The organism is Hamadaea sp. NPDC050747 (assembly GCF_040654195.1).
Lineage (GTDB): Bacteria > Actinomycetota > Actinomycetes > Mycobacteriales > Micromonosporaceae > Hamadaea.
In genome coordinates, this window is sequence record NZ_JBFAHM010000021.1 from 56,176 (window position 1) to 78,923 (window position 22,748).

Annotated in this window: 19 protein-coding genes; 8 read left to right on the plus strand and 11 right to left on the minus strand. The window is 70.0% G+C overall.

The features are described from left to right. Window positions 1-39: 39 nt before the first annotated feature. The 3 genes from AB0H43_RS36480 to AB0H43_RS36490 form a co-directional block, all read right to left on the minus strand. Complete coding sequence (locus tag AB0H43_RS36480) at window positions 40-1,044, minus strand: HAMP domain-containing sensor histidine kinase (RefSeq protein WP_360007474.1); 1,005 nt, start codon at window positions 1,042-1,044, stop codon at window positions 40-42. Then, on the minus strand, window positions 1,037-1,744 hold the full coding sequence (locus AB0H43_RS36485; RefSeq protein WP_360007477.1) for a response regulator transcription factor: 708 nt from the start codon (window positions 1,742-1,744) through the stop codon (window positions 1,037-1,039). The genes AB0H43_RS36480 and AB0H43_RS36485 overlap by 8 nt, the downstream gene beginning before the upstream one ends. Before the next feature lie 113 nt (window positions 1,745-1,857). Beyond that, on the minus strand, window positions 1,858-2,922 hold the full coding sequence (locus AB0H43_RS36490; protein ID WP_360007480.1) for a hypothetical protein: 1,065 nt from the start codon (window positions 2,920-2,922) through the stop codon (window positions 1,858-1,860). 373 nt (window positions 2,923-3,295) lie between these two features. Here AB0H43_RS36490 and AB0H43_RS36495 point away from each other — a divergent pair, with 373 nt between their 5' ends. From AB0H43_RS36495 to AB0H43_RS36510, 4 genes are all read left to right on the plus strand, one after another. Then, on the plus strand, window positions 3,296-4,642 hold the full coding sequence (locus AB0H43_RS36495) for a metallophosphoesterase (protein ID WP_360007483.1): 1,347 nt from the start codon (window positions 3,296-3,298) through the stop codon (window positions 4,640-4,642). A gap of 78 nt (window positions 4,643-4,720) precedes the next feature. Next, window positions 4,721-5,944 carry a sulfite exporter TauE/SafE family protein gene (locus tag AB0H43_RS36500; RefSeq protein WP_360007486.1) on the plus strand — a complete coding sequence of 408 codons (1,224 nt, stop codon included), beginning with the start codon at window positions 4,721-4,723 and terminating at the stop codon, window positions 5,942-5,944. Window positions 5,945-5,972: 28 nt separating this feature from the next. Further along, a complete protein-coding gene (locus AB0H43_RS36505; RefSeq protein WP_360007489.1) occupies window positions 5,973-6,530 on the plus strand; it encodes a hypothetical protein in 558 nt (185 codons plus the stop codon). Window positions 6,531-6,635: 105 nt separating this feature from the next. After that, window positions 6,636-7,019: a hypothetical protein gene (locus AB0H43_RS36510; protein ID WP_360007492.1), complete on the plus strand. Its 384-nt coding sequence runs from the start codon at window positions 6,636-6,638 to the stop codon at window positions 7,017-7,019. Between the two features lie 52 nt (window positions 7,020-7,071). Here the strand turns inward: AB0H43_RS36510 and AB0H43_RS36515 are convergent, their stop codons facing one another. Further along, complete coding sequence (locus AB0H43_RS36515) at window positions 7,072-9,435, minus strand: SGNH/GDSL hydrolase family protein (RefSeq protein ID WP_360007495.1); 2,364 nt, start codon at window positions 9,433-9,435, stop codon at window positions 7,072-7,074. 190 nt (window positions 9,436-9,625) lie between these two features. Here AB0H43_RS36515 and AB0H43_RS36520 point away from each other — a divergent pair, with 190 nt between their 5' ends. Beyond that, a complete protein-coding gene (locus tag AB0H43_RS36520; RefSeq protein WP_360007497.1) occupies window positions 9,626-11,518 on the plus strand; it encodes a sialidase family protein in 1,893 nt (630 codons plus the stop codon). Window positions 11,519-11,609: 91 nt separating this feature from the next. On the opposite strand, the gene AB0H43_RS36525 is transcribed toward AB0H43_RS36520, so the two are convergent. The 5 genes from AB0H43_RS36525 to AB0H43_RS36545 form a co-directional block, all read right to left on the minus strand. Next, complete coding sequence (locus tag AB0H43_RS36525; RefSeq protein WP_360007499.1) at window positions 11,610-12,758, minus strand: hypothetical protein; 1,149 nt, start codon at window positions 12,756-12,758, stop codon at window positions 11,610-11,612. Window positions 12,759-12,893: 135 nt separating this feature from the next. Further along, window positions 12,894-13,298 carry a hypothetical protein gene (locus AB0H43_RS36530; protein ID WP_360007502.1) on the minus strand — a complete coding sequence of 135 codons (405 nt, stop codon included), beginning with the start codon at window positions 13,296-13,298 and terminating at the stop codon, window positions 12,894-12,896. Window positions 13,299-13,431: 133 nt separating this feature from the next. Then, window positions 13,432-14,151, minus strand: a complete 720-nt coding sequence (locus tag AB0H43_RS36535; protein ID WP_360007505.1) for a phosphatase PAP2 family protein — start codon at window positions 14,149-14,151, stop codon at window positions 13,432-13,434. A gap of 5 nt (window positions 14,152-14,156) precedes the next feature. Then, a complete protein-coding gene (locus tag AB0H43_RS36540; RefSeq protein WP_360007508.1) occupies window positions 14,157-15,185 on the minus strand; it encodes a hypothetical protein in 1,029 nt (342 codons plus the stop codon). Then, window positions 15,178-15,708, minus strand: a complete 531-nt coding sequence (locus AB0H43_RS36545; RefSeq protein ID WP_360007510.1) for a SigE family RNA polymerase sigma factor — start codon at window positions 15,706-15,708, stop codon at window positions 15,178-15,180. The genes AB0H43_RS36540 and AB0H43_RS36545 overlap by 8 nt, the downstream gene beginning before the upstream one ends. Window positions 15,709-15,873: 165 nt before the next feature. Between AB0H43_RS36545 and AB0H43_RS36550 the strand changes: the two genes are divergently transcribed. Further along, window positions 15,874-16,377: a hypothetical protein gene (locus AB0H43_RS36550; RefSeq protein ID WP_360007513.1), complete on the plus strand. Its 504-nt coding sequence runs from the start codon at window positions 15,874-15,876 to the stop codon at window positions 16,375-16,377. 48 nt (window positions 16,378-16,425) lie between these two features. Here AB0H43_RS36550 and AB0H43_RS36555 read toward each other — a convergent pair whose 3' ends face one another. Beyond that, the gene (locus AB0H43_RS36555; protein ID WP_360007515.1) at window positions 16,426-17,217 is read right to left on the minus strand and encodes a hypothetical protein; all 792 of its coding nucleotides are present in this window, start codon (window positions 17,215-17,217) and stop codon (window positions 16,426-16,428) included. A 118-nt stretch (window positions 17,218-17,335) separates the two neighbouring features. Between AB0H43_RS36555 and glsA the strand changes: the two genes are divergently transcribed. Both glsA and AB0H43_RS36565 read left to right on the plus strand, forming a co-directional pair. After that, the gene (gene glsA / locus AB0H43_RS36560; RefSeq protein WP_360007517.1) at window positions 17,336-18,592 is read left to right on the plus strand and encodes a glutaminase A; all 1,257 of its coding nucleotides are present in this window, start codon (window positions 17,336-17,338) and stop codon (window positions 18,590-18,592) included. A 124-nt stretch (window positions 18,593-18,716) separates the two neighbouring features. Continuing rightward, on the plus strand, window positions 18,717-19,577 hold the full coding sequence (locus AB0H43_RS36565) for a hypothetical protein (protein WP_360007520.1): 861 nt from the start codon (window positions 18,717-18,719) through the stop codon (window positions 19,575-19,577). Here the strand turns inward: AB0H43_RS36565 and AB0H43_RS36570 are convergent. Further along, the gene (locus AB0H43_RS36570; protein WP_360007523.1) at window positions 19,561-22,686 is read right to left on the minus strand and encodes a BTAD domain-containing putative transcriptional regulator; all 3,126 of its coding nucleotides are present in this window, start codon (window positions 22,684-22,686) and stop codon (window positions 19,561-19,563) included. The two genes, AB0H43_RS36565 and AB0H43_RS36570, sit on opposite strands and share 17 nt — an antisense overlap. Window positions 22,687-22,748: the final 62 nt, after the last annotated feature.

A 22,748-nucleotide genomic window follows, 5' to 3' on the forward strand; every position in this document is an offset into this window, starting at 1 on the left:
ATGGGTGACGCGATGATCACTGCGTTGGCGGCCTGCGCGTCAGGCGGGGAGGCGTACTTCGAAGCGGCAGCCGTCGCCCGCGTTGCGCGCCACGACCGTCCCGCCGTGGGCTTCGACCAGCCCACGCACGATCGCCAAGCCGAGTCCGCCGCCGCTGCCGGAGTCCGGCGTACGCGCACGGGACCCACGGAATGCGACGTCGAAGACGCGGTCGAGGTCGGCTTCGGGGATCCCGCCGCAGGTGTCGCTGACCGCCAGCCAGGGTCCGGCGGCGTCCCGCCCGCCGTCGATGGTGACCGTGCCGTCGGGCGGCGTGTAGCGGACGGCGTTGAGCACCAGGTTGGCGACGACCCGGCCGAGTTCGCGTTCGCTGGCCCGCACCGTCGGCCACGCCGCGTTGGGCGTACGCAGGCGCACGCTCCGGCTCGAGGCGATCGGCGAGGCGGCGGCGATGGCGTCGGAGACGACGTCGCCGAGCCCGACGTCGGCCACCGTCAGATTCAGTGCCCCGGCGTGGATGCGGGACAACTCGAACAGGTCGTCGACCAGCCGGGCCATCCGGTCGGCCTCGAGCCGCAGCCGATGGTGGTATTCCCGCATCGACTCGGCGTCGTCGACCACCCCGTCTTCGAGCGCTTCGGCCATCGCCCGCATCCCGGCCAACGGCGTACGCAGATCGTGGCTGACCCACGCGATGAGCTGACGGCGACTCGCCTCCAGCTCCCGCTCCCGGCGGCGGGCGTCGGCGGCCCACACGGCGGCACGCGCCATGCGACGGCCCATCCAGAGCCCGATCGCGAGCGACAGCACCCCCGCGATCGGCACGACGATGAGCACGACTTGGAGGTCGTGGCCGGAGATGAACATCTCCTCGGCGACGGCCAGCACCCCGGCCGCGACCGCCAGCACCACCACCACGACCAGGACCGCCACGTTCGCCGTGATGGAGCGGCGTTGCAGCAACCGCAGCGCGATCGCGCCCGGTACGCAGACCGCCAAGGCCCCGAGCAACGCGGCCAGACCGATGAGCAGGACGTCACGCACCGGCGGCCACCGGTTCGTAGCGGTAACCGATGCCCCACACCGTCTGGATGCGGGCCGGGTTCGCCGGGTCCGGCTCGATCTTCTCCCGCAAACGACGAATGTGGACGGTGACGGTGGACTGGTCGCCGAAGGTCCAGCCCCACACCTGATCCAGCAGCTGTGGCCGTTTGAGGGCCACACCAGGCTGCGACATGAGCGCGACGAGCAGATCGAATTCGCGTACGGTCAGCGACAGCGGCGTCCCGCCGAGCGTGGCGGTCCGGCGGGCCGGGTCGACCACGAGTTCGCCGTCGCGGAGCAGCTCCCGTTGCTGCGGTTGGGCCACCGTACGCCGCAACACCGACTGCACCCGCAGCACCAGTTCCCGGGGCGAGAACGGCTTGGTGACGTAGTCGTCGGCGCCGAGTTGCAGGCCGACGATCCGATCGATCTCCTCTCCCATCGCCGTCAGCATGATGATCGGCAGGTCGGCCGAGGACTGCCGCATCCGGCGGCACACCTCCAGCCCGTCCACGCCGGGCAACATCAGATCCAGCACGACGAGGTCGGGCCGGCGGGCGGCGTACGCGGCCAGCGCCGTGTCGCCGTCGGCCGCCAGCTCGACGGTCATCCCGGCCCGTTCCAGGTAGCGCCGCACCACGTCGGCGACGGTCGGATCGTCGTCGACGACGAGGATGCGTGGGGAAACAGGCCGGTCCATGCTGCAAGCCTAGGTCCGGGCCGGCGAAAAGTGGCGTCAGCTGGGCTTTCGTCACCGGTCGGTAATGGGTTGCCCAGAATCGGACACCTCGGCCGTCGCCTGGCCGGGCTCGGTCAGCCGAGATCCGGAAGCGGCAGGATCTCGCTGAAGTCCCAGCTACGGCCGTCCTCGCTCACCCCGTGTGTGATGCCCAGGCCCGCGCCGGCGAGATTCGCCTGGGACAGGAAGAAGACGTCGAGGCGCGGCTTACCCCAGGACACGAGGACGGGCGGCCCGGCGACGCCCCGGCCGTCGGTGCTCCCGTCGATGTAGATCAGATGCTGCTTGTTCCAGTGACGGCCGAGCCAGCTCTTGATCGACACGGCGCCGGGCAGCGGGCCGAGCGGGCCGTAGCAGCAGGCCACATGCAGGGCACTCTGGTCCGGCTGTTGGTGGTTCTGCCACACCGCCACGGACGGAGTGCTGGTCAGGAAGCCCTCGCCGATCTCGTCGAAGCTCTCCCACGGATGGGCCCGGCCCTGACCGACCCATGTGTGCTGCAGCTGGTAGCCCCGGCTTAGCCCGAAGAGGTCCAGCGAACCGGGTCCCCGCGAGGCCATGCCCAACGCGGCACGCAGCGACGCACGGCTCGCCGGCCAGCCGGCGACGGGCTGCCGACGCCACCGCCACGGATCAACGTCCGCCGGGAAGGCTTCCACCGGTGCGTCGAACACGCGGAACCACACTCCGCGGACGTCGGGACCGTCCTCGACGACCCGGACGGTACGCATACCGACGATCGTGCTGCCTGGGCCGAGAGCGAGAGCGGCGGGCGCGGAGATGATGTCGCGGTCGCCGGGCCGGCCGTGGTTGGTACGCGGCCATTCGCCCCGCGCGTCGAGGTCGCCGCTGCCGACGGCCTGGTACAGCCGATGGCTGCGGCCGAGACCGAACAGGTCGATCCGGCCTCCGGTGTACGCGGTCGCGCTGACGGCGGACGCCCACAGCCCGCCGCGCTGGCGCCAGCCCCCGGACGGGTGCCAGCCGCTCCCCTCGATCCACCAGCGGTGCCACAGATTGGGCCGGCCCAGCTGGGCGAACTCGGGAATGGTGAAGAACAGATCGATCCGATGTGCTCCCGGGCCGCCGGTGGCGACCGCGGCGGGAGCCAGACTGGTGAGCGGGTCGAGCAGACGCATGGCTTCCTCCAACCACGAACCCTTCATCCAGCTGAAGGGCGCTTACCGCCCATGCTCCGACCGCCGGCCCGGAAGGTCCATTTGCCGCAATAGATCGGTATTGACCAGGTAAGCGAACGGTAAGAACTCGCGGACGGACCAGCCCGGGGAAACGGGATGTGAACGCGTAACGACTCGACTATAACGAATGTAAATCAATAACTTCATCGTTGTTGCGCCGCGCCTACGCCCCCTTGAGACTTCCTCCAAACGGCGAGGGCGACCTACCTCCATGCCAAGCGCCGCAACGGTTCAGACCTCCATAGGCATGACCGGGTCCACCCGCCTCGCCGCGCCACGGTTCAGCTCCACCGACCGAGGAAGGAAGGTAGGAATGAGGATCACCAAGGTCACCCGCGCCTTGGGTGCCACGTTCGCCATCATGCTGGCGACCGCCCTGTACGGCCAGGCAGCACCGGTACAAGCGGAGGCGCTGGCCGCCGAGAGCTTCTCCATCGTGATGCTCCCCGACACCCAGTACGCCTCCGAGTACTGGCCCGAGGTGTATCGCGCGCAGATGCAGTGGGTCGACGACAACCAGGTGGCCGCCAACATCAAGTACGTGCTGCACGTCGGCGACGTCGTGGACAACCACGATCAGCCGTTCCAGTGGACCAACAGCAAGAGCGCGATGGGCCTGCCCACCGACGACGTGCCCTACATCATCGGTCCCGGCAACCACGACCTGGACTCGACCAGCACCCGGGCGGCGACGATCTACAACAGCCACTATCCCCGGTCGACGTTCACCGGCCTGCCGTCGTTCGGGGGCACCTACCCCGCCACCCAGAACGACAACGCGTACCACACCTTCTCCGCCGGTGGCGTGGACTGGCTCGTCGTGGCGATGAAGTACGCGCCCAGCGACGCGGAGATCGCGTGGGCGAACTCCGTCGTGTCGGCGTACCCCAACCACAACGCCATCCTGGTGACCCACGCCTATCAGAACGGCACGACCAAGGACAGCAACGGCACGAAGCTCTGGACGAACCTGGTCAGCAAGCACGCCAACTTCCGGTTCACCTTCGCCGGGCACTACGTCAACGCCGGGGTGATCACCGAGAAGGGCGTGAACGGCAACACCGTGCATCAGATCCAGGCCGACTACCAGGATCCGTCCAACCGGGACCCCAACAGCTTCATGCGCGTCATGACGTTCAACCCGTCTACCAACACGCTGGACGTCAAGACCTACTCCCCCTACCTCAACACCTACAAGACCGACGCGAAGAACCAGTTCGTCCTCAACGTGACGCCAGTTCCCCAGGCGTGGAGCACCATCGTCGACAACACGACGGCCGGTCGCTTCACCGCCAGCGCGAGCTGGGGCACGTCCACCTACTCGGCGCAGCGGTACGGCGCCGACTACCGCTTCGCCGACCCGGTCTCGGCCAGCGACCCGGCCTGGTACAAGGTCAACATCCCGGCGACCGGCACGTATCAGGTGGCGGTCTGGTACTCGGCCAACGCCGGCTACAACAACGACACCCCGTACATCGTCGTGACGCCGAGCGGCAACCAGGTCGTGCACGTCAATCAGCAGGCCAACGGTGGCAAATGGGTGTCCCTGGGCACCTTCACCCTGGCCGCCGGTGACGACAACAAGGTCGGGGTCAGCCGGTGGACGGCGGGCACCGGATACATCATCGCCGACGCCGTGAAGGTCACCCGCATCAGCTGAACCGCAGCACCACAAGAGGTCTGAACCTTCGAAGGTGCGGTGCTCCGCCGCACCTTCACCAACCCCGGAGGGTGTCTCGTGATCCCGACGATCCTGCTCAGCGCAGCCCTCGCCGCCCACCCGCTGACGCCGTTCTCGATCGACCAGCTCGTGAAGGTGACGCTGCACCCCGACCGCGTCGACGTCGTCGCCGCGATGGACATCGGCCAGGTGGCGGCCAAGCAGATCACGCCGGACTGCGCCGCATTCGCCGCCAAGTTCGACACGCGTGTCGACGGCGTACCGCTGAAGTGGACCGTCCAGTCGCAGGAACTGCGGCAGATCGGCGCCTCCGGCATCCCGAGCAGCCTGCTCACCTGCAAGTTGTCCGCCCCGGCGCAGCTCGGCGCGGCCGCGTCCGTCACCGCGGCGAACGACTATCTGACCGACCGCACGGGCGCCACTCAAATCCTGCTGGCCGGTGAGGGCGTGGCCCTGCCGGCGGACCTGCCGCCCTACGAGCGGTCGGCGCAGGTGACGACGCAACCCGGGCCGGGAACCGCCACCTCCGTCGCCGCCCCCGAGCCCACGGCCAAGAACAAGAACTGGCTTCAGCGCGGCGAAGCCTGGCTCACCGGCGTCCTCGGCGATCCGGCTCCCCAGGTACTCCTGCTCGCCGTGCTCATGGCGGCGCTGCTGGGCGCCGCGCACGCTGCCCTCCCCGGGCACGGCAAGACCGTTATGGCGCTCTACCTCGCCGGTCGCCAGGGTCGACGGCGCGACGCGGTCGTCGTCGGCGGCATCGTCACGCTCACACATACCGCCGGGGTGCTGATCCTCGGCGTCGCCACCACCATGTTCGCGGGTCTCGCCGCCGAGTCCGTGCTCACATGGCTCGGCGTCGCCAGCGGCGTCCTCATCACCGTCGTCGGCCTCGGCATGCTGATCAGCGGGCTGCGGCACCGCCGCGCGCATCACCACCACCGGCCGCATCACCACCACGACCACGACCACGACCACGACCACGGCGGCCGCCGGAACCTCACCGTCCTCGGCATCGCCGGCGGGCTCGTCCCCAGCCCGACCGCCCTGGTGGTCCTGCTCGGCGCGGCGGCGCTCGGCCGGCTGTGGTTCGGCATCGTCCTCATCGTCGTGTACGGACTGGGCATGGCCGGCACGCTGACCGCCGCCGGTCTGCTGCTTCTCCGCGTACGCGATCGGTGGAGCTGGCTCGGCCGCCTGACCGTCCCCCCGGAGGCGACCGGGTCGGTGATCGTCCTGCTGGGCTTCGGTCTGGCCGCCCGAGCCGTGCTCGCCTTGTGACCGAGCCCTGAGTCGGAGAGGAGTCCTCATGCCAAGCACGATCGGACGTGCACTGGGTGTCGCACTCGTCGGCCTCACCCTGATCGGCACCGCCGCCTGCACCGCAGCCAAGCCCGCCGCCACCCCGGTGGTCGTCTCCGCCCCACCGACCACCACTGGCGAGCTCCCCGCTCCACCAAGTCCCGTCGCGTCCGCATCGTCGGCCGCGCCGTCGTCGACTGGCTCAGCCGGGCCGAAACTCGTCCCGGCCTGCGACGCGGTTCTGCGGGCTCGCCAAACCGCCGCCGAAGCACTGTCACCGGTGCGGGCAGTCCTCACGCAGAGCGGACTCTTCCATGATGACCTCGCCAAGGCCACCCGGGATCTGATGGTCGTGCTCACCGCACTGCACTCCGCGGTGGGCAGCGCGGCCGAACTCGCCGGCGACCCCAAGCTCAAGGCGAAGATCGCCGCCTACCAGCTGTCGGTGGAACAAGCGATCGTCGCCGTCGAAAGCTCCGACAGCGAGCAGGCGAAGCTCATGGCGGTGATCGATTCGCCGACGATGCGTACCGCCGAGAAAACCGTCGTCACCGCATGCTCCTGACCTGCTGTTTCAACTGTTGTTCAAGATCTGTGCAAGCCGGCGCCATTACCTTCGGGGCCGCATCATCGGACCAGGAAGGGAATGGAAGCGATGAGGAGACGATGGGTGAGGCTGGCCGCGGCTGCCTGCGCGATCGCAGGCGCGGTGACCTTGGCCGCCGGCAGTCCGGCGCATGCGTCGATCGACGCCACCGTCACCGTTTACCGGGTGAGCGGCAGCGGCAACGCCGGGTCGATGACTCATGAGGACGTCGGCGACATCTTCAACGTCTGGGACCGGGTCGCCGACGGCCACGGCGTACGCGGCTCGCTCATCGACGGCAGCGGCACCACGTTGAAGTCGATCTACAACGGCAACGGCAACGGGACGTTCGTCTCGTTCGCGTACGACATCAAGCCGGGCAACAAGTACTACATGAAGGTCTGCCTGGTGGACGGGGCGTCCGACACGACGCCCATCAAGTGCGCGATGGTCGTGCTCTACGAGTAGAAACGTGCCGGGTGGGGGCGGGAACGTGCCTCCACCCGGCACGCGGCTTCGGTCAGCGGAGCGTACGCAGGTCGATGGCTTCGGCCATCGCGCGGTAGCCCGCGTCCGACGGGTGCAGGTGATCACCGGAGTCGTAGGCCGGATTGATCTGCTGCGGGTCGGCCGGGTCGCGGACGACGGCGTCGAAGTCGACGACGGCGTCGAAGTCGGCGCTGGTGCGGATGAACGCGTTGACGGCCTGCCGCACGGTCTCGCGCTCCTCGGTGTAGGAGCGCCAGCCCTTGATCGGCGTGATGGTGCCGACGACGACCGTCAGTCCCTGGGCGTGCGCCTGGGCGGCGAGTTGCTTCAGGGCGAGCTTCAGGGTCTCCGGGTCGGGATGGGCGAGGTTGAGGATGTCGTTGACGCCCTCGAGCAGGATGACCGTCCGGGCTCCCGACGTGGTCAGCATGTCGCGCGACAGCCGGGCGTACGCGTTCGGCCCGCCGATGCCGGTTCCGACGCTGCTGTCCAGGATCCGGTTGCCGCTGAGGCCGCTGTTGACCACACCGAGCTTGGTCGGCCCCGGCTCGGCCGCCAGGCGGTCGGCCAGGAGGTCGGGCCACCGCTGGTTCAGGTTGAGGGTCGACCGATCGCCGTCGGTGATGGAGTCGCCGAAGGTCACTACCGTGCCGTGGAGCAGGTTCGACTGGACGTCCACGCCCGTCACGTAGTACCACGCCGTGGTCGGCTTGCTGAAGGCGGCGCCGGGCTCGTCCGCCGCGTGATCGCCGTCCGGGGCGATGAACGAGGTCTGGTACGCGCGCGGATGTTCGGTCACCAGCCCGGATTCCGCCGGGGTGTACACGGTGACCAAGAGGTCCCCGTCTGCCGGGACCGAGAGGGTGACCGGGTCGCTGAGCACTTCGCCGCCGATCGGGATCGTCACCGACGGCGAGCCGCCGAAGGTGACCTCCCGCATGGTGCCCGCGACCGCGTCCGGGCCGTCGGAACGGGCGGCGATCGCCACCGTCACCCGTCCCATCAGGACCGGAGCTGTGCCCAGCGCGTTCGACAGGCGTACGCGGGCGGCGTCGCCGCCGACGCTGGTGTGCACCACGTTGCGGATGGACTGGTTCGGCAGACCGAGGTCGGCGCCGGGAGTCGTCCGCGCCATCGCCGTCTGCCAGGTGCTCGCCCAGCGGCCGGCCGGGTGTCCGGTCAGCTTGCCGAGGTCGACCGCCGCCGCCATCGCCTGATATCCGGCGTCCTTCGGGTGCAGGTGGTCGCCGGAGTCGAACTCGGCCCGCAGCCTCGTCGGCGTCGCGGGGTCCCGGAGCGCCGCGTCGAAGTCGGCCACGGCGTCGAAGACACCACTGGTACGGATGAAGTCGTTGACCGCCTGGCGTACCCCTTCCAGCTCTTCGGTGTAGTTGCTCGACCCGCCGAAGGGCGTGAGCGTGCCCCCGGTGATCCGCAGCCCCCGGGCCTGAGCCTGGACCGCGATCTGGCGCAGGGCCGCGATGATCTCGGACGGCTCGTGATGCTGGGGTTGGCCGCCGATGTCGTTGATGCCCAGCAGCACAATCAGCGAACGCACGCCGGTCGCGGTCAGCACGTCCCGGTCCAACCGGGAGACGGCGTTGGGGTTCCAGGTGTTGGAGAGCAGGCGGTTGGAGCTGATACCGGCGTTGAGCACGCCGAGCCGGGTCGGCCCGTCCTCGGCGATCAACCGGTCGGCCAGGTAGTCCGGCCAGCGGTGATTGGCGTTGCGGGTGGACGCGTTCCCGTCGGTGATGGAGTCGCCGAAGGCCACGACCGAGCCTTCGGCTTCGCTCAGGACGTCCACTCCGGCCAGGTAGGGCCAGAAGGTGATCGCGCTGGTGAACGCCGCCCCCGACTCGTCTGCGGCGTGGTCGCCCGCGACCGACAGGTACGACGTCTGATTGGCCACCTGGTGATAGGTGACCGGACCGGATGCGACCGGTGTGTACACGCTGACCAGAAGGTTTCCGTCCTCCGGCACGGCGAAGGGCAGCGGATCGCTGAGCACCTCGCCGCCGGCGGGAATGGTCACCGAGGACGCTCCGCCGAAGGTCAGCGTACGCATCGAGCCGGCCACCGCACCGGGAGTGTCGGCCGCCGCGGCGAGCGCCACCGTCACGGCGTCCATGCGTACTGCGGCGGTGCCGAGGACGTTCGTCAGCGTGACGCGTACGCCGGAGCCGCCGACGCTGGTGTGCACGACGTCGCGGATGGTGCGGTCTGCGTACCCCGTGGGCAGATTGGGCACGGTGCCGGTCGCCGCCGCGGACCAGGTGCCGACCCAGTCCTCCGGCGTCGGACTCGGCTCCGCCGCGGAAACCGGGCTGATCGGGCCGAATACCAGAGCAAGCGCGGTACCGGCGGTTAGCAGCAGCTTCTGGACATAGGACATAGTATCTCCTCCCCAGGTTGGGGAAGAGTGTGCCTCTCGGCTTCCCCGCAGTCAACAGGTGAATCCCTTGCAGCACAGCCACAAGGCTCGATGCAGCAAGCGGGTCTTGTGGTGCTCCGGACGTGGGACGTAGGATGTCCGAACATTTCGTCCATGTTTCCTGAGCTCGTGCTCGGAGGTATCGCACTTGATGACGAGACAAAGACACCACCGTTTCCTGTCCACCGTCGTGGTCGCGGCACTCGCCGCCGCCACCCTGCTCACCGGCTCGGCGGCGTACGCCGCCGAGCCGTATCACGAGGAAGGAGCGGTCTACACGGCGAAAGCGGACGGCTACTTCTGCTACCGGATTCCGGCGATCGTCAAAGCCGCCAACGGCGATCTGCTCGCCTTCGCCGAAGGCCGCATCAACAACTGCGACGATCGGGGCAACATCGATCTGGTGCTGAAGCGGTCGCATGACGGCGGACGCACGTGGGGCCCGCTCCAGGTCGTGTCCCGGGGCAACGGCGACACGCACGGCAACCCGATGCCGATCGTCGACGAGCAGACCGGCCGCGTCGTGCTGTTCACGACGCACAACCCCGGCACCGGCAGTGGTGGGCGCGTACCGTTCCTGCAGGTCAGCGACGACAACGGAGCGAGCTGGAGCGCACCCCGGCAGATGTCGGAGCTGATGCGGCCCGAGTGGACCGCCTGGTACGCCACCGGCCCGGTGCACGCCATCCAGCTCAAGCGCGGCCCCCACGCCGGCCGCCTCGTGATGAGCGCGAACCACGAATCGATCGGACCCGACGGCCGCAGCGTGGCTGGAGTCCACCTTGGATACAGCGACGACGGCGGCGACACGTGGCACCTCGGCGCCAGCGCCGGCGGCGTCTCCGACGACATCTTCGTCAACGAGTCCACCCTCGTGGAGCTGACCGACGGCCGGATCTACGTCAACGTCCGCGAGGCCGGCACGTCGGAAGGCACGCGGGCGTACGCGATCTCCAGTGACGGCGGCGCGAGCTACGACGCGCCGTTCCAGATGGTGCCCGCGCTCACGATGCCGGTCGTGCAAGGTGCCCTGCTGCGCCTGACCGCCACCGACGAAGGCGACGCGCAGAACCGCATCCTGTTCTCCGGACCGGCCAACCCCGGCAAGCGGGAGGCGCTGACCATCCGGTCCTCCTTCGACGAGGCGAAGACCTGGGAGACCTGGGATCAGGGCAAGGTCATCAGCTGGGGTCCCGGCGGATACTCCGACCTGGTCAAGATCTCCGACGACCCGGCGCTCGGACCGGTGGCCGGCGTCCTGTACGAGAGCGGCGTCGCCGCCCTGTACGAGGTCATCCAGTTCGTGCGGTTCAACGAGGCGTACCTCGACACCCCGAACGGCACGCCGCCGAGCCTGCCGCCGGCGCCGCTGCCCGGTCCGACGACTCCGGACGTCTCACCGCGCTACGGCAACACCGCGTACGTCCGCGGTAACGCCACGCTCGGCGAGGGCCGGTTCGGCACGGGACTCGCGGCCGACGGCGTCGACGACTACGTCGAGATGCCCTTCAACCAGGCCGTCGACCTCGCCGACGACGAGTTCACGATCATGACGTGGTTCCGCTACAGCGAAACCTCCGGCAGCATCGTGATCTGGTGGTTCTACCAGGTGGGTACGGGCGCCGCCCAGATCTGGCTGCGCGCCGAACCGGCGAGCAACCGCATCCGGGGCGTCATCGGAACCGGCCAGGGCGACGCCAACATCACCATTCCGGGTGCGTACAACGACGGGCAGTGGCACCACGTCGCCGTGCAGCGGACGGCGACCCGGGTCACGGTCTTCATGGACGGCGCGACCGTCTCGGACCAGGCCGCGCCGCGCGGCTCGGTGACCACCGGCAAGGAATTCGGGATCAACAGCGTGTTCCTCGGCCGGCGCGTCGACGGTCTCAACAACACGTTCAAGGGTGGCCTCGACGAGTTCCGGATCTATGGCCGGGCGCTGACCGCCGACGAACTGACCGACATCCGCGAGCACAACACGCCGATCGCCGGGCAGCTCCGGCTCCGGCTGCCCTTCTCGGCCATAACGCCGCAGAGCTAGGGGCGTGATCATTGCGTCAGCCATGCTGCTTCGCGCGACGAAATGTCCGTTCAACCAGCATGGCTGACGCAATGATCTTGAGTGACGGTCGTCAGACGTCGGCTGCCGGGCGGCGTCGGCCCAGCGCCAAGAGCGTGCCGGCGATCAGCACCACGAACACGGCCAGTCCACCGGCGACGAACCCGGAGTGGTCACTCGGCTCGTCGGCTCCGGCCTCGACCAAGGGATGCGCGGACTCGCCGGCGCTCGTCACCTCGACCGGTACGCCGGACGGCGAGACCACCAGCGTGGGCGACGCCGACGGGCTCACGGACGGCGATGGCGACGGCGACGGCGTACGCGACGGCGCAGTGCGCGACGTGGTGTTCCCGGACGACCCCGAGGTCCCGCTCGCGTAGCACCCGTTGACCGTGATCTTGAGCCGGAAGTTGTTGTTGACCTGATTCTGGTCCGACAAGGCGGTCGCCGTGCTCTCGCCGGGACCTTCGTAGCCGAGGGCGTACCCCTTGTCACAGCGGTCGATGCGTAGGGACAGCTTCACCGTCGCCGTCGCTCCGACCGCCATGTTCTCCTTGCGGCAGGTGAACGACGTGCCCGCCTTCACGCAGCCGACGCCACCGGCGTACGACATGCCCGGCGGCATGCGGTATGCGCTCAGCTCGATCCAGGGCTGCACACCCGGGCCGTTGTTGCGGATCGTGGTGGTGACCGTGACCACCTGACCGACGTCGCCTCGCGGCGTGGTCGAGGAGATCGCCATGTCGGCCACGTCCGGCTCGCCGGCGATGGTGATCGATCCGGTCGCGTCCGGATCGGTCGGCGTCGGGCTGCCGGTCAGGTGCAGCTTCACCGTTCCGGCCCGGCCCGCCGGCGCTCCCGCGACCGCCTGGAAGATCGCGTACGCGGTCTTCTTGGTCTTGGACACCGTGCCGAACTTGCAGGTGATCTTGGTGCTCGTGAACGTGCACGGCCCGTCCGCGCCGACGACGCGTACGCGGGCGGAGACCGCCGACGCGTCGAGGGTCACCACCGCATTGGTGATCGCCGTGGACCCCCAGGCGAGTACGCCGATGGGCACCCGAGTCGGCGAGCTGCTCCCGATCGAGGTACCTATGCCGCTGCCGTAGGTCACGAAGAACGGCGCTGCTCCAGCGGTGGCCGCCTGCGCGGCGACCGGCGCGGTCAGCGTACCGGCGAAGATCATGAGTAGCACGACGACAGCCCGGCGGACCATCCGCATCCCTCCCCGTGTATCGATGCGGTGCCGATGGTAGACGAGGCGGCCCGGGCAGCGGAGCCCGGCCGGGCGGCGCACGACGGAGCGCCCGCCCCTCCGATCGAGGTGCGGGCGCTCGTCCGTGATCAGCGACGGCTGTCAGGCGGCGTCGAGCGCCGCGGTGATCTTGCGGGTCATGTCGGCCAGGACGGGGCTGACCGGCCGGCCGTCGAGTGCCGACTCGAGCGCCACCAGGACGATGCCCCGGTAGCTGTCCGCCTCGGCCGGGGCCTGCGCCTTGAGCAGGCTCATCGCCTCGGTCAGCGCGGGCAGCACCCGATCGGCCAGCTCGGCGACCGACTTGCCGCTCAGGTCCATGCCGCCCTTCTTCTCGGCGAGCACGTGCCCGACCGGACCGGTGGCCGAGGCCAGGGCGATCGAGCCGTTGGTGGCGATCTTGTGCGGCGAACCGCCCACCGCACCGGCGGCGGCCAGCAGGGACACCGCGCCGTACGCGCCGGTCCGCAGGGTCTGCTTGTCCTGGGCGGAGAAAGTGATGGACATTTCGTGCTCCTTCGTCGTAGCGCCTGCTTCGTTCTCGATGCGTCTACGATCGGCCGCCGACCTGTCACGAGACCGTCGCCGGGCTGTCACGGCGCCTGACATGGCGACCGGCCCGGCTGGACCCCGAGCGGCACTAGCGGTCCACGACCCGGCCCCACAGCCGGGACACACCGACGGAGCAGGTCACCAGCACGAAGCTGCCCACGACGTCGAGGACGTAATGGTTCGCCGTGGTGACCACGACGACGATCATCAGCACCGGAAAGAGCCACGCCAGCAGCGCCCACCGCGGACGGCGTACGCGAAGCGCGGACCAGACCGCGTACGCGCACCACAACGACCAAGCCACGTGCAGGCTGGGCATCGCCGAGAAATGATTGTGGTCGTCATTCGGATCCCGCGTGGCCGGCCCCCAGAGCGGGTCGTACTCGGCGACGATGTCGACCACGCCGGGCAGTACCAGCCGCGGCGGCGCCATGGGCAGCGCCCAGAAGACCGGCAATACCAGGATCGTCATGGCGACCAACGCGCGCCGGATCCGGCGGAAGACCTCCGAATGCCGCAGATATGTCCACACCAGAACGCCGAGCACCACGACGTAGTACGAGCGGTAGTAGATCACCGCCGGCTGGATGAAGTCCGGATGCCCGGTGAGCCACCGGTTCGCCGCCGGCTCGACGTCCACGTGCAGCGTGCGTTCGACTGCCCGCAGCGTACGCGCGTGGGCGAACGCGGAGGCCGGGTCCTTGCCCAAGGCGTTGTGCAGGCGGGTGAAGAGCCACAGCCAGACAGCCAATCCGCCGAACGCGACCACTACGGCCCGGACTTCGGGCAGCCGAGAACGGAGCGCCATCCACCTCACCCGACCACGTCGACGGTCGCGGTCGCGCCCGGCCCGCTCTTTCCTGCGGCCAGGACCAGTTCCCACCCCAGGTCCACCCGGCTGCCCGGATCGGCCGAGATCGTGCCCCGCATCTCGAACCACACGCCGGTGAGCGCCGGGATCTTCGAGACGCCGCAATGAAGGCCGCCGAGCCGCACGGGATACGGGCCCACGCCGGTGACCCGCACCGCGTACGCCGGACAGGGCGCGAGATCGACGTCCGTGCCGCTGGGATTGTGCAGGACGACGTAGTAGGTGAACTCCTTGCCGCTGCGGACTTGAGCCGGTGCCCGGACCGCGACGCCCAGCGTCTCGCGAGGGCCGGGCAACGGCGGCCGATTCTGGGCGAAGACCTCCCAGGCGACCTGCAGCCCAAGGCAGTCGCCACGGACCCGGTCGTCGAGCTGGATATGCGTGGAATCGGCGGCGGCGAAGGAGAAGTCCAGGTTTTTGTACTCTTTCGCGCAGGCGCCCGGCGCGGCGATGGACACCAAGACGCCGTCGCCAGGCTGCACCAGCGCCGAAATCTCGCCGGGCGACGACGTCCGCGATGTCGTTCGCCGCCCGTCGGGAGCGCTGACGGTCAGTCTCGGCTCACCGGCGATGACGCAGGGTGCGTCCCCTTGGTATTCCAGCACGTAGGTCACATCGTCCGGCCCGTTGACCCACCGGATCGGGGATCCGGTCGCAAAATTCCGAGGCCGGCACTCGGCCGCACGTTGCGCCGGCGAAGGGGACGGCTCCACGTAGGGCATGTTCTGCCAAGGAACGACGATCGCGTTCGACGGCAGCTCGACCCCCGGACCGGCCGGAGAGACCACCGGCCCGCCGATCGCCAGAACCGCCGCGAAAGAGCTCAGCGATCCGAACGCCCGCGCGACCCAGCGACGCCCCCGTCGAACGCGCATCCCCGCGTGCACCCTGGACACCGCGTCAGGCCAGGACGGCAGCGCGTACCTCGGATCATGCAGCACCCGCCGCAGCTCGTCCTCGAGGTCAGACATGCTCCCCGCCTCCTTCCAAGGCGACCCGGCCGGGCAGCGCCGCCCGCAGCCGCGCCAACGCCCGCGAGCTGTTGCTCTTGACCGTCCCGACGGCACAGCCGAGGACCTCCGCGACCTCCACCTCGGTCAGATCTTCGTAGAACCGCAGCACCAGGACCGCCCGCTGCTGACGAGGCAACGTCGCGAGCAACCTCCACATCGCATCGTCCGGCGGGTCGCCCTCCGGTCCGGCCCGATCCGGCACCACGTCGGTGAGCACCTCGCGCCTTCTCCGCCGGATGCCGCTGACGAACCCGTTGACGATCGCCCGCCGCACGTACGCCTCCGGCATGTCCTGACGTCGCACCCGGCGCCAGGCCAGCCCGGTTCGTTCCAGCGCGTCCTGGACCAGATCGGCGGCCAGATGCGGATCGCCGGTGAGCACATGTGCGAACCGCAGCAGCGCGGTGTGGCGCGCCCGGATGAAGTCGTCGAACTCCTCCGTGGCCGGCCACGCCGCGGTGATAGGCGTCTCCCCGTTCACACGTCCTAGACGGTCGACCGCCGTGGAGGGTTGCATCCGGTACGGACAGCGGTACGGAGCCCCGCCCGGCATCGGAATTCCGTACGCACCCCGATGCCCGCAGACCGCGTACTCCCTAGGTTTCCAGGCAGTCTTCCTCTTCTCTGGCAACCTCTAGGAGTTCTGATGTCGATGCGTTGGGCGGCGGTGGCGGCGATCGCGATCGCGCTGACGGCGGGCGCGAGCGGGTGCGGCGATTCGACCGAGACGGGCGGCTCCGGCACCGGCGCCGGGGCCTCCTCGGCGGGCAAGGACTCGAAGGCGAAGGGCGTCAAGGCGTGCGACCTGCTGACGCCGGCCGACGTCGCCGGGCTCCTGGGCGCCGACTCGCCGAAGCCGTCCAAGCAGTCGGCCAAGGAATGCGTCTACACCAGTGGCACCAAGCTGGCGCAGATCGCCGTCGAACCGGGCACCTTCGACCCGTCGATCCTGGAGACGGCGTTCCGGGGCCGGGCCGTGAAGGTCGAAGGGCTGGGCGACGTCGCGTACACGTTCAAGAATCAGGCCATCGGCCAGACCCACGTCTGGGCCAAGGGCCAGTATCTGACGCTGTCGGTCTCGGCGACCACGGCCGATGACACCGTCGCGGCGTCCAAGCAGCTCGCCGAGGCGGCGGTCGGCCGACTCTGAAACCCCATCCACGGTGTGGCCCCTCTCGGGTCACACCGTCAGCCGTCGTCAGGAGACGACGTCGTCGCGGCCGTTGAACGTGGCCAGCCAGATCTCGATGGTCGACGGTGATCCTGTCGCCCGGAACTCCACACAGACCTCGTACGGGTTGAGCCAGCCGACGCGGCGGCATTGGAACTGCGGTGGTGCGAAGGAGTACCAGGTGGTCTGCCAGCCTTTCGTCTGCTCGAGATGCTGTCCGAGGCGGCGGATCAGCTCAGCCGGGGTGTCGGCGGACTCGACGGTGAGGCGGCGGGTGCACGTGTTGGCGCAGCCGGTCTCCATGTGCACCACGGTCAAGCCCGCCGGTAGCGGAAGCACCGCGTCCCGCGGCGGCACCTTCTCCTGCCCGACGACCGGGATCGCGAGCGTGACGGCCACACCGAGCAGCCACACCAGCGCGCCTGGCAGCAGCCGTGCGCCGACCTGCGCGAGCTGTCTCGCCTCGTACGCCGCCGCCCCGGCCACGAGCAGTCCGGCCCCGACCAGGTGCCACCGCAGGCCGTCGTCGATCGTCGGTGGGCTGGCGTAGCTGCCGAGGCTGACGGTCCAGACCGACCATGCCAGCACCCACGCCGCCAGCAGGACGCCGACACGCCAGGCGTACGGGCGGCGGCGGGCCAGCAGCGCCCAGGCGATCGGGAAGACGAGCACGATGGGCACGATCACGGCGACCTCGCCCGGTTCGAGCAGCTCGTCGGCGATCGGAGCACCGGGCTGCAGGATCGGCCACACCGGCGCCGTGGCGACGAGGGCGGCCACCACCGGGAGCAGCCGGGACAGCAGGTCACGCGGGTTCACGGCAGCTTCGACGCGATCACCGCGCAAATGGTTGCGCCGCCCCGGAGTCGTGTATAACTGTCCACAGTCTTCCTCACCCCTGCGGCGGCCGGGGCTACTCGACGAATTGGACGTTGTGGTGGCTCTCAATCCGATCCCGGATCTGCTGGACGCGCTGCGGGCAAGCCTCGCCGGACTCGACGACGGCCGCGTCGCGGAATACATTCCCGAACTCGCCCACGCCGACCCCACCTGGTTCGGGCTCGCGCTGGCCACGCTCGACGGCCACGTCTACGCGAGCGGCGACGCCGACCAGCCGTTCACCCTCCAGTCCGTGTCGAAACCCTTCGTGTACGCCTTGGCGCTGACCGATCGCGGGCTGGACGAGGTCGTCCAGCGCGTCGGGTTGGAGCCCAGCGGCGAGGCGTTCAACGCCACCCGGCTGGAGCCCGGCACCGGCCGCCCGCCGAACCCCATGGTCAACGCCGGGGCGATCCTGACGGCGTCGCTGGTGGCAGACGGATTCCCGCGCGTCCTGGCCGGGCTCGGCGCGTTCGCCGGTCGCGTCCTCGGGGTCGACGAGCGGGCGTACGAGTCGGAGGTCGAGACCGGCGACCGCAACCGGGCGATCGCCTACCTGATGCGTACCGCTGGATCTTTGCAGGCCGACGCCGAGCAGAGCGTGCGGCGATACTTCCGGCAGTGCGCGGTCCAGGTGACCGCGCGCGACCTGGCGGTGATGTCCGCGACCCTGGCCAACGGGGGTGTCAACCCGGTGACCGGCGAGCCGGTCGTGACCCGCGACGTCGCGTCGCACGTGCTGACGGTCATGGCGACCTGCGGAATGTACGACTTCGCCGGGGAATGGCTGCTACGGGTGGGTCTGCCGGCCAAGAGCGGTGTGAGCGGGGGAATCGCCGCCGCGCTGCCGGCGCAGCTCGGCATCGGCCTGTTCAGTCCGCCGCTCGACGACCGGGGCACGAGCGTCCGCGGCATCGCGGCCTGCGAGGAGCTTTCTGCCCGGTTCGGGCTGCATCTGATGCGGCCGCCGGCACGAACGGCCTCAGCGGTCTACCTCGTGGAGAATCGCGACCGCGTGCTCGTCCGTGGCCTGCAAGGCGACTTCGGCTTCGCCGCCGCCGAGGCGCTGACCAGGGAGCTGGCCGGTCAGGCCGTCGAAGGCGGGCTGCTCGTGCTGGACCTCGATCGCGTCGGCCAGCTGCACCCGGTCGCCGCCCAGCTGCTCGGCACGCTGATCGAGCGGCTGACCGCGTACGGGATGACCGCCGTGGTGGCCGACGGCGATCGGCGTGGTCTGCTGCCGCAGGCGCATCGGGAGTTCGGGGCGTTGGAGCTAGCGCTGCGTTGGTCCGAGTCGACCCCGATCAGGGCGTAGCAGGCGGGCTTACCGAATCCGGCGGCCGGTCGGCACACCCTACCCGGCCTGCGGACAGGCGTGTCAGCGGCCGCGACAGCCTGGGAACAGTCCGGTGACAGGACGGCCGCCGATCGTAGTCGCCATGCCAACGTTTGAGACTCCCGCGCCGATCTCCGCTTCCGTCGACGTCATCCTCGGCGACATCACCTTCGCCGCCGGCGACCGCACCCACACCGTGGTCGAGGTCCAGCCCATCGATCCCACCCGGCCGCTCGACATCCAGGCCGCCGATCAGGTCATCATCGAGTACGCCGAAGGCAAGTTGCAGGTCAAGCACCCGAAGCTGCGCACCGCGTTCGCCCGCCGATACGGCTCGGTACGCGTACTGGTGCAGTTGCCGACTGGTTCCGATGTCCAGGGGACCACCGCCGAGGGCGAATACGTCGTCCAGGGTGTCGTCGGCTCGTGCCGGCTGAAGAACGCCATCGGCGACATCCGCGTCGAGCAGGCGACCGACGTACGCCTCAAGACGTCCGGCGGCCGGGTGACCGTCGGCCACGTGACCGGCTCGGCCGACGTCACCGCCAACGGGACGGTCCGCGTACGCCGGATCGACGGCGACGCGGAGGTCACCACGATCGGTGGCGAGATCTGGATCGGGGAGGTCGGCGGCGAGCTGCGGGCGGATTCATCCGTCGGCGGCATCTCCGTGGACGTGGCGCACGCCGCCGTCAAAGCGAAGACCGCCACCGGGCACATCCGCGTCGGCGAACTCGGCAGCGGCCCGGTGGACCTGTACGCCGCCATCGGCAAGCTGGAGGTCGGCGTACCGGCGGGCACCGCTGTCCGGCTGGACGCGCACACTCCGACCGGCCGGGTCCGCAACCTGCTGGACGCCGCCGACGATCAGGCCGGCCGGACGGTCAAGGTACGCGCGCGCTGCAGCGGTGGTGGAGACGTCGTCGTGCACCGCGCCGGAGCGCCGATCACGCCGCGAGGGTGACCTCGGCCAGCTCCTGCCAGTCCCGTTCCCGCCCGTCCCGGAGCGCCTCGGCGAACACCGTCTCGCCGAGGCGCTGCCGCACCTCCTCGCCGATCCGGGCCGCGTCGAGCTGCGTACGATCAGGCATCCCGCGCACGTTCTCACTGGCCGCGAGCAGTCGCGCGGCCTGCTCGTCCTGACCCTGCCGGGCGGCCTGATCCGCGATCCCGACCAGCGTCTGCGCGATCATCGGCCGATAGCCGAGCTGGACCGCCGCCCGCAACGCCCCGGCCCGGTACGCCCCAGCCTGGCCGAGGTCCTCGGCGAGGTACCCGAGCATGTCCTGGAGCAGGACGTAAAGGCCGCTCGCCTCGTCGCCGGGCCGCATCCGGACGGTCGCCAGGTGTTCCCGGGCCTGGTCCGGCTCGCCCCGGAACCGCGCCAGCTGCGCTTGGGCGATCGCCAGTTCGCTCAGCGTGTCCGGCCAGGTGATGCCGTCGGCCGCCCGCACCGCCTCCGCGAGGGTGATCAGGCTGGCCCGCTCGTCGCCGAGCAGCCAGTACAGCTGGGCCTGCCGGGTGCGGATGCTGACCACCTCCTCGGTCCCGCCCACCTCGACGAGGACCGCGGCCGCTTCCTCGTAGTACGCGCACGCCGCCGCGAACTCGCCCCGTGGGCCGAGCTGATCCGCCAGGAACGTCAGCGCCGCCGAGATCCCCCACCGTTCGCCGAGCGCCCGCGACTCGGCGAGAGCGGCCTCGATGTCGTCGTCCACCTGGTCCACCTCGCGGCCGAGGGCGAGCCGCAGCCGGCTGCGCGTGAGCCGCGCCTGCGCCCGCACCCACGGATCGGCGTTGTGGATCAGCGGCTCGTACGCGGGCAGGAAGTCGGCCGGTTCGCGCAGCATCCGTTCCAGCGGACGGGCGAACGCGAGCAGCGGATGCGTGGAGCCGCTGCTCTCGGTGTACCGGTAGGCGTCCTCGATCCACTGCTGAGCCTGGTACTGGTCGCCGGCCGCGCCGGAGCTGACGAACAGCGTGACGATGGTGCAGGCCAGCGCGCGTACCTCGTCGGGCACGTCACCGGGCACGGAGGCCCCCGCGATGCTCAGCTCGGTGCCCTCGGCTCGATGCCCGCTGAGGAACCAGTACCACCCCGCCGCGCCGACCAGGCGCATCGCCTCCTCGGCCCAGCCTTCGGCGATCGCCAGGCGCAGGGCCGCGCTGATGTTGTCGTGTTCAGCCTCCACCTTGGACAGCCAGTCGAGCTGCTCGGACCGGCGCAGATGCGGGTCAGCGGTCTCCGTCAGCTCGAGGAAGTACGCGACGTACGCCCGCCGCGCCGACTCGACCCCGCCGGCTTCGGCCAACCGCTGGGCGGCATACTCGCGGATGGTGTTGAGCATCCGATAGCGCGGTTCGCCCTCGCCGTACGCGAGCAGCAGCGACTTCTCCAGCAGCGCGGTCAGCAGATCGAGGGCGTCCTCCCCCTCGGCGCAGACGCGTTCGGCCGCTTCGAGGCTGACGCCACCGGCGAACACCGAGAGCCGCCGCAGCAGATCACGTTCGGGCTCGCTCAACAGGTCCCAGCTCCAGTCCACCACCGCGCGCAGCGTCCGATGCCGGGCCAACGCCGTACGGCTGCCGCCGGTCAGCAGCTGGAACCGGTCGTCCAGCCGATCCGCCAACTGCTCGACCGACATCGTCCGCAGCCGGGCCGCCGCCAGTTCGATCGCCAACGGCATGCCGTCGAGCGCCCGGCATACGCGCGCCATCGTGGCCAGCGTCCGCTCGTCCGAGCCGACGTTACGGCGTACCGCTTCGGCCCGATCGCGGAGTAACCGAACCGCGGGCGACGCGCCGATCTCTGCCGCCGACGCGCTCGCGGGCGGCAGCGCGAGCGGCTCGACCTGCCACAACGCCTCGCCGGTGATGCCGAGCGGTTCCCGGCTCGTGGCGATGATCCGCAGCCGCCGGCACTCGCCCAGCAGCCGGTCCGCGAACTCGGACACCGCCTCGATCATGTGCTCGCAGTTGTCGAGGACCAGCAGCATCACTCGATCCCGGACCGCGGTGACCAGCCGATCGATCGCGTCGCCGCCCGCCGCCCCGCCGAGCGGGGACTGGTCGCGCAGGCCGATCGCGGTCAAGGTGGCCTGAGCCAGCTCGCCGCCCGCCTGCAGCGCGGCCAGCTCCACCAGCCACGCGCCGTCCGGCAGATCGGTGAGCATCATCCGCGCGGTCTCGGTGGCCAGCCGCGTCTTGCCGGAACCGCCCGCGCCGGTCAAGGTCACAAGCCGGTGCCGCGTCGCCAGCTCGGCGATCGCTGCGACGTCCGCCTCCTCGCCCACGAAGCTGGTCAGCTCGGCCCGCAGGTTCGTGCGGCGGTTCTCCGCCCGCCCGCCCAGCTCGCCGCGCAACACCGCGGTGTTCAACGCCGAGAGCTCGGCCGAGGGGTCCACTCCCAGCTCGTCGCCCAGTCGCTCAGCCAATTGCTGGTACGCCGTCAGCGCCTCAGCACCACGACCCGCCTCGGCGAGCGCGCGCATCAACGCCGCGACGAAGCCCTCCCGCAACGGATGGTTCGCCACCAACTCCGTCAGCTCGGAGACCAGGTCGGCGCCGCGGCCGAGGCGTACTTCGGCGTCCACCCGGTCGCCGAGCACGGCGATGTGCCGCTCGGTCAACCCGGTGACGACGGCGTCGAACGCCTTGTTCCCCGACAGCGCGATGCCTTCCATCGCCGTCCCGCGCCACAGACCCAACGCCGTCCGCAGCAGCGTCACGCGTACCGGGTCCTCGGCGTCCCGAGCCTCGGCGACCAGGCGCTCGAACCGGCTCACGTCGACCGCCTCGGGGTCGACGTCCAGCCGATACCCGCCCGCCTTCGCCTCGACCACCCCGTCCGGCAGCAACCGGCGCAGCCGGGACACCAAAACCTGTAGGGCGTTCACCGCGTCGGCGGGCGGCTCCTCACCCCAGATCCAGTCGACCAGCCGCGTACGCGGAACGATCCGGCCCGGTTCGAGCGCCAGCGCGGCCAGCAGTCCCCGTAGCCGGGCGCCCGGCACCTCCACCACGACGCCGTCGCCGACCTGGACTTCGAATGGCCCGAGCAACCCAATCCGCACGCCGGTAATCATGCCGCACGCTCGGCCCGACCGATCTATGCCGCATTTCACACATTCAGGAG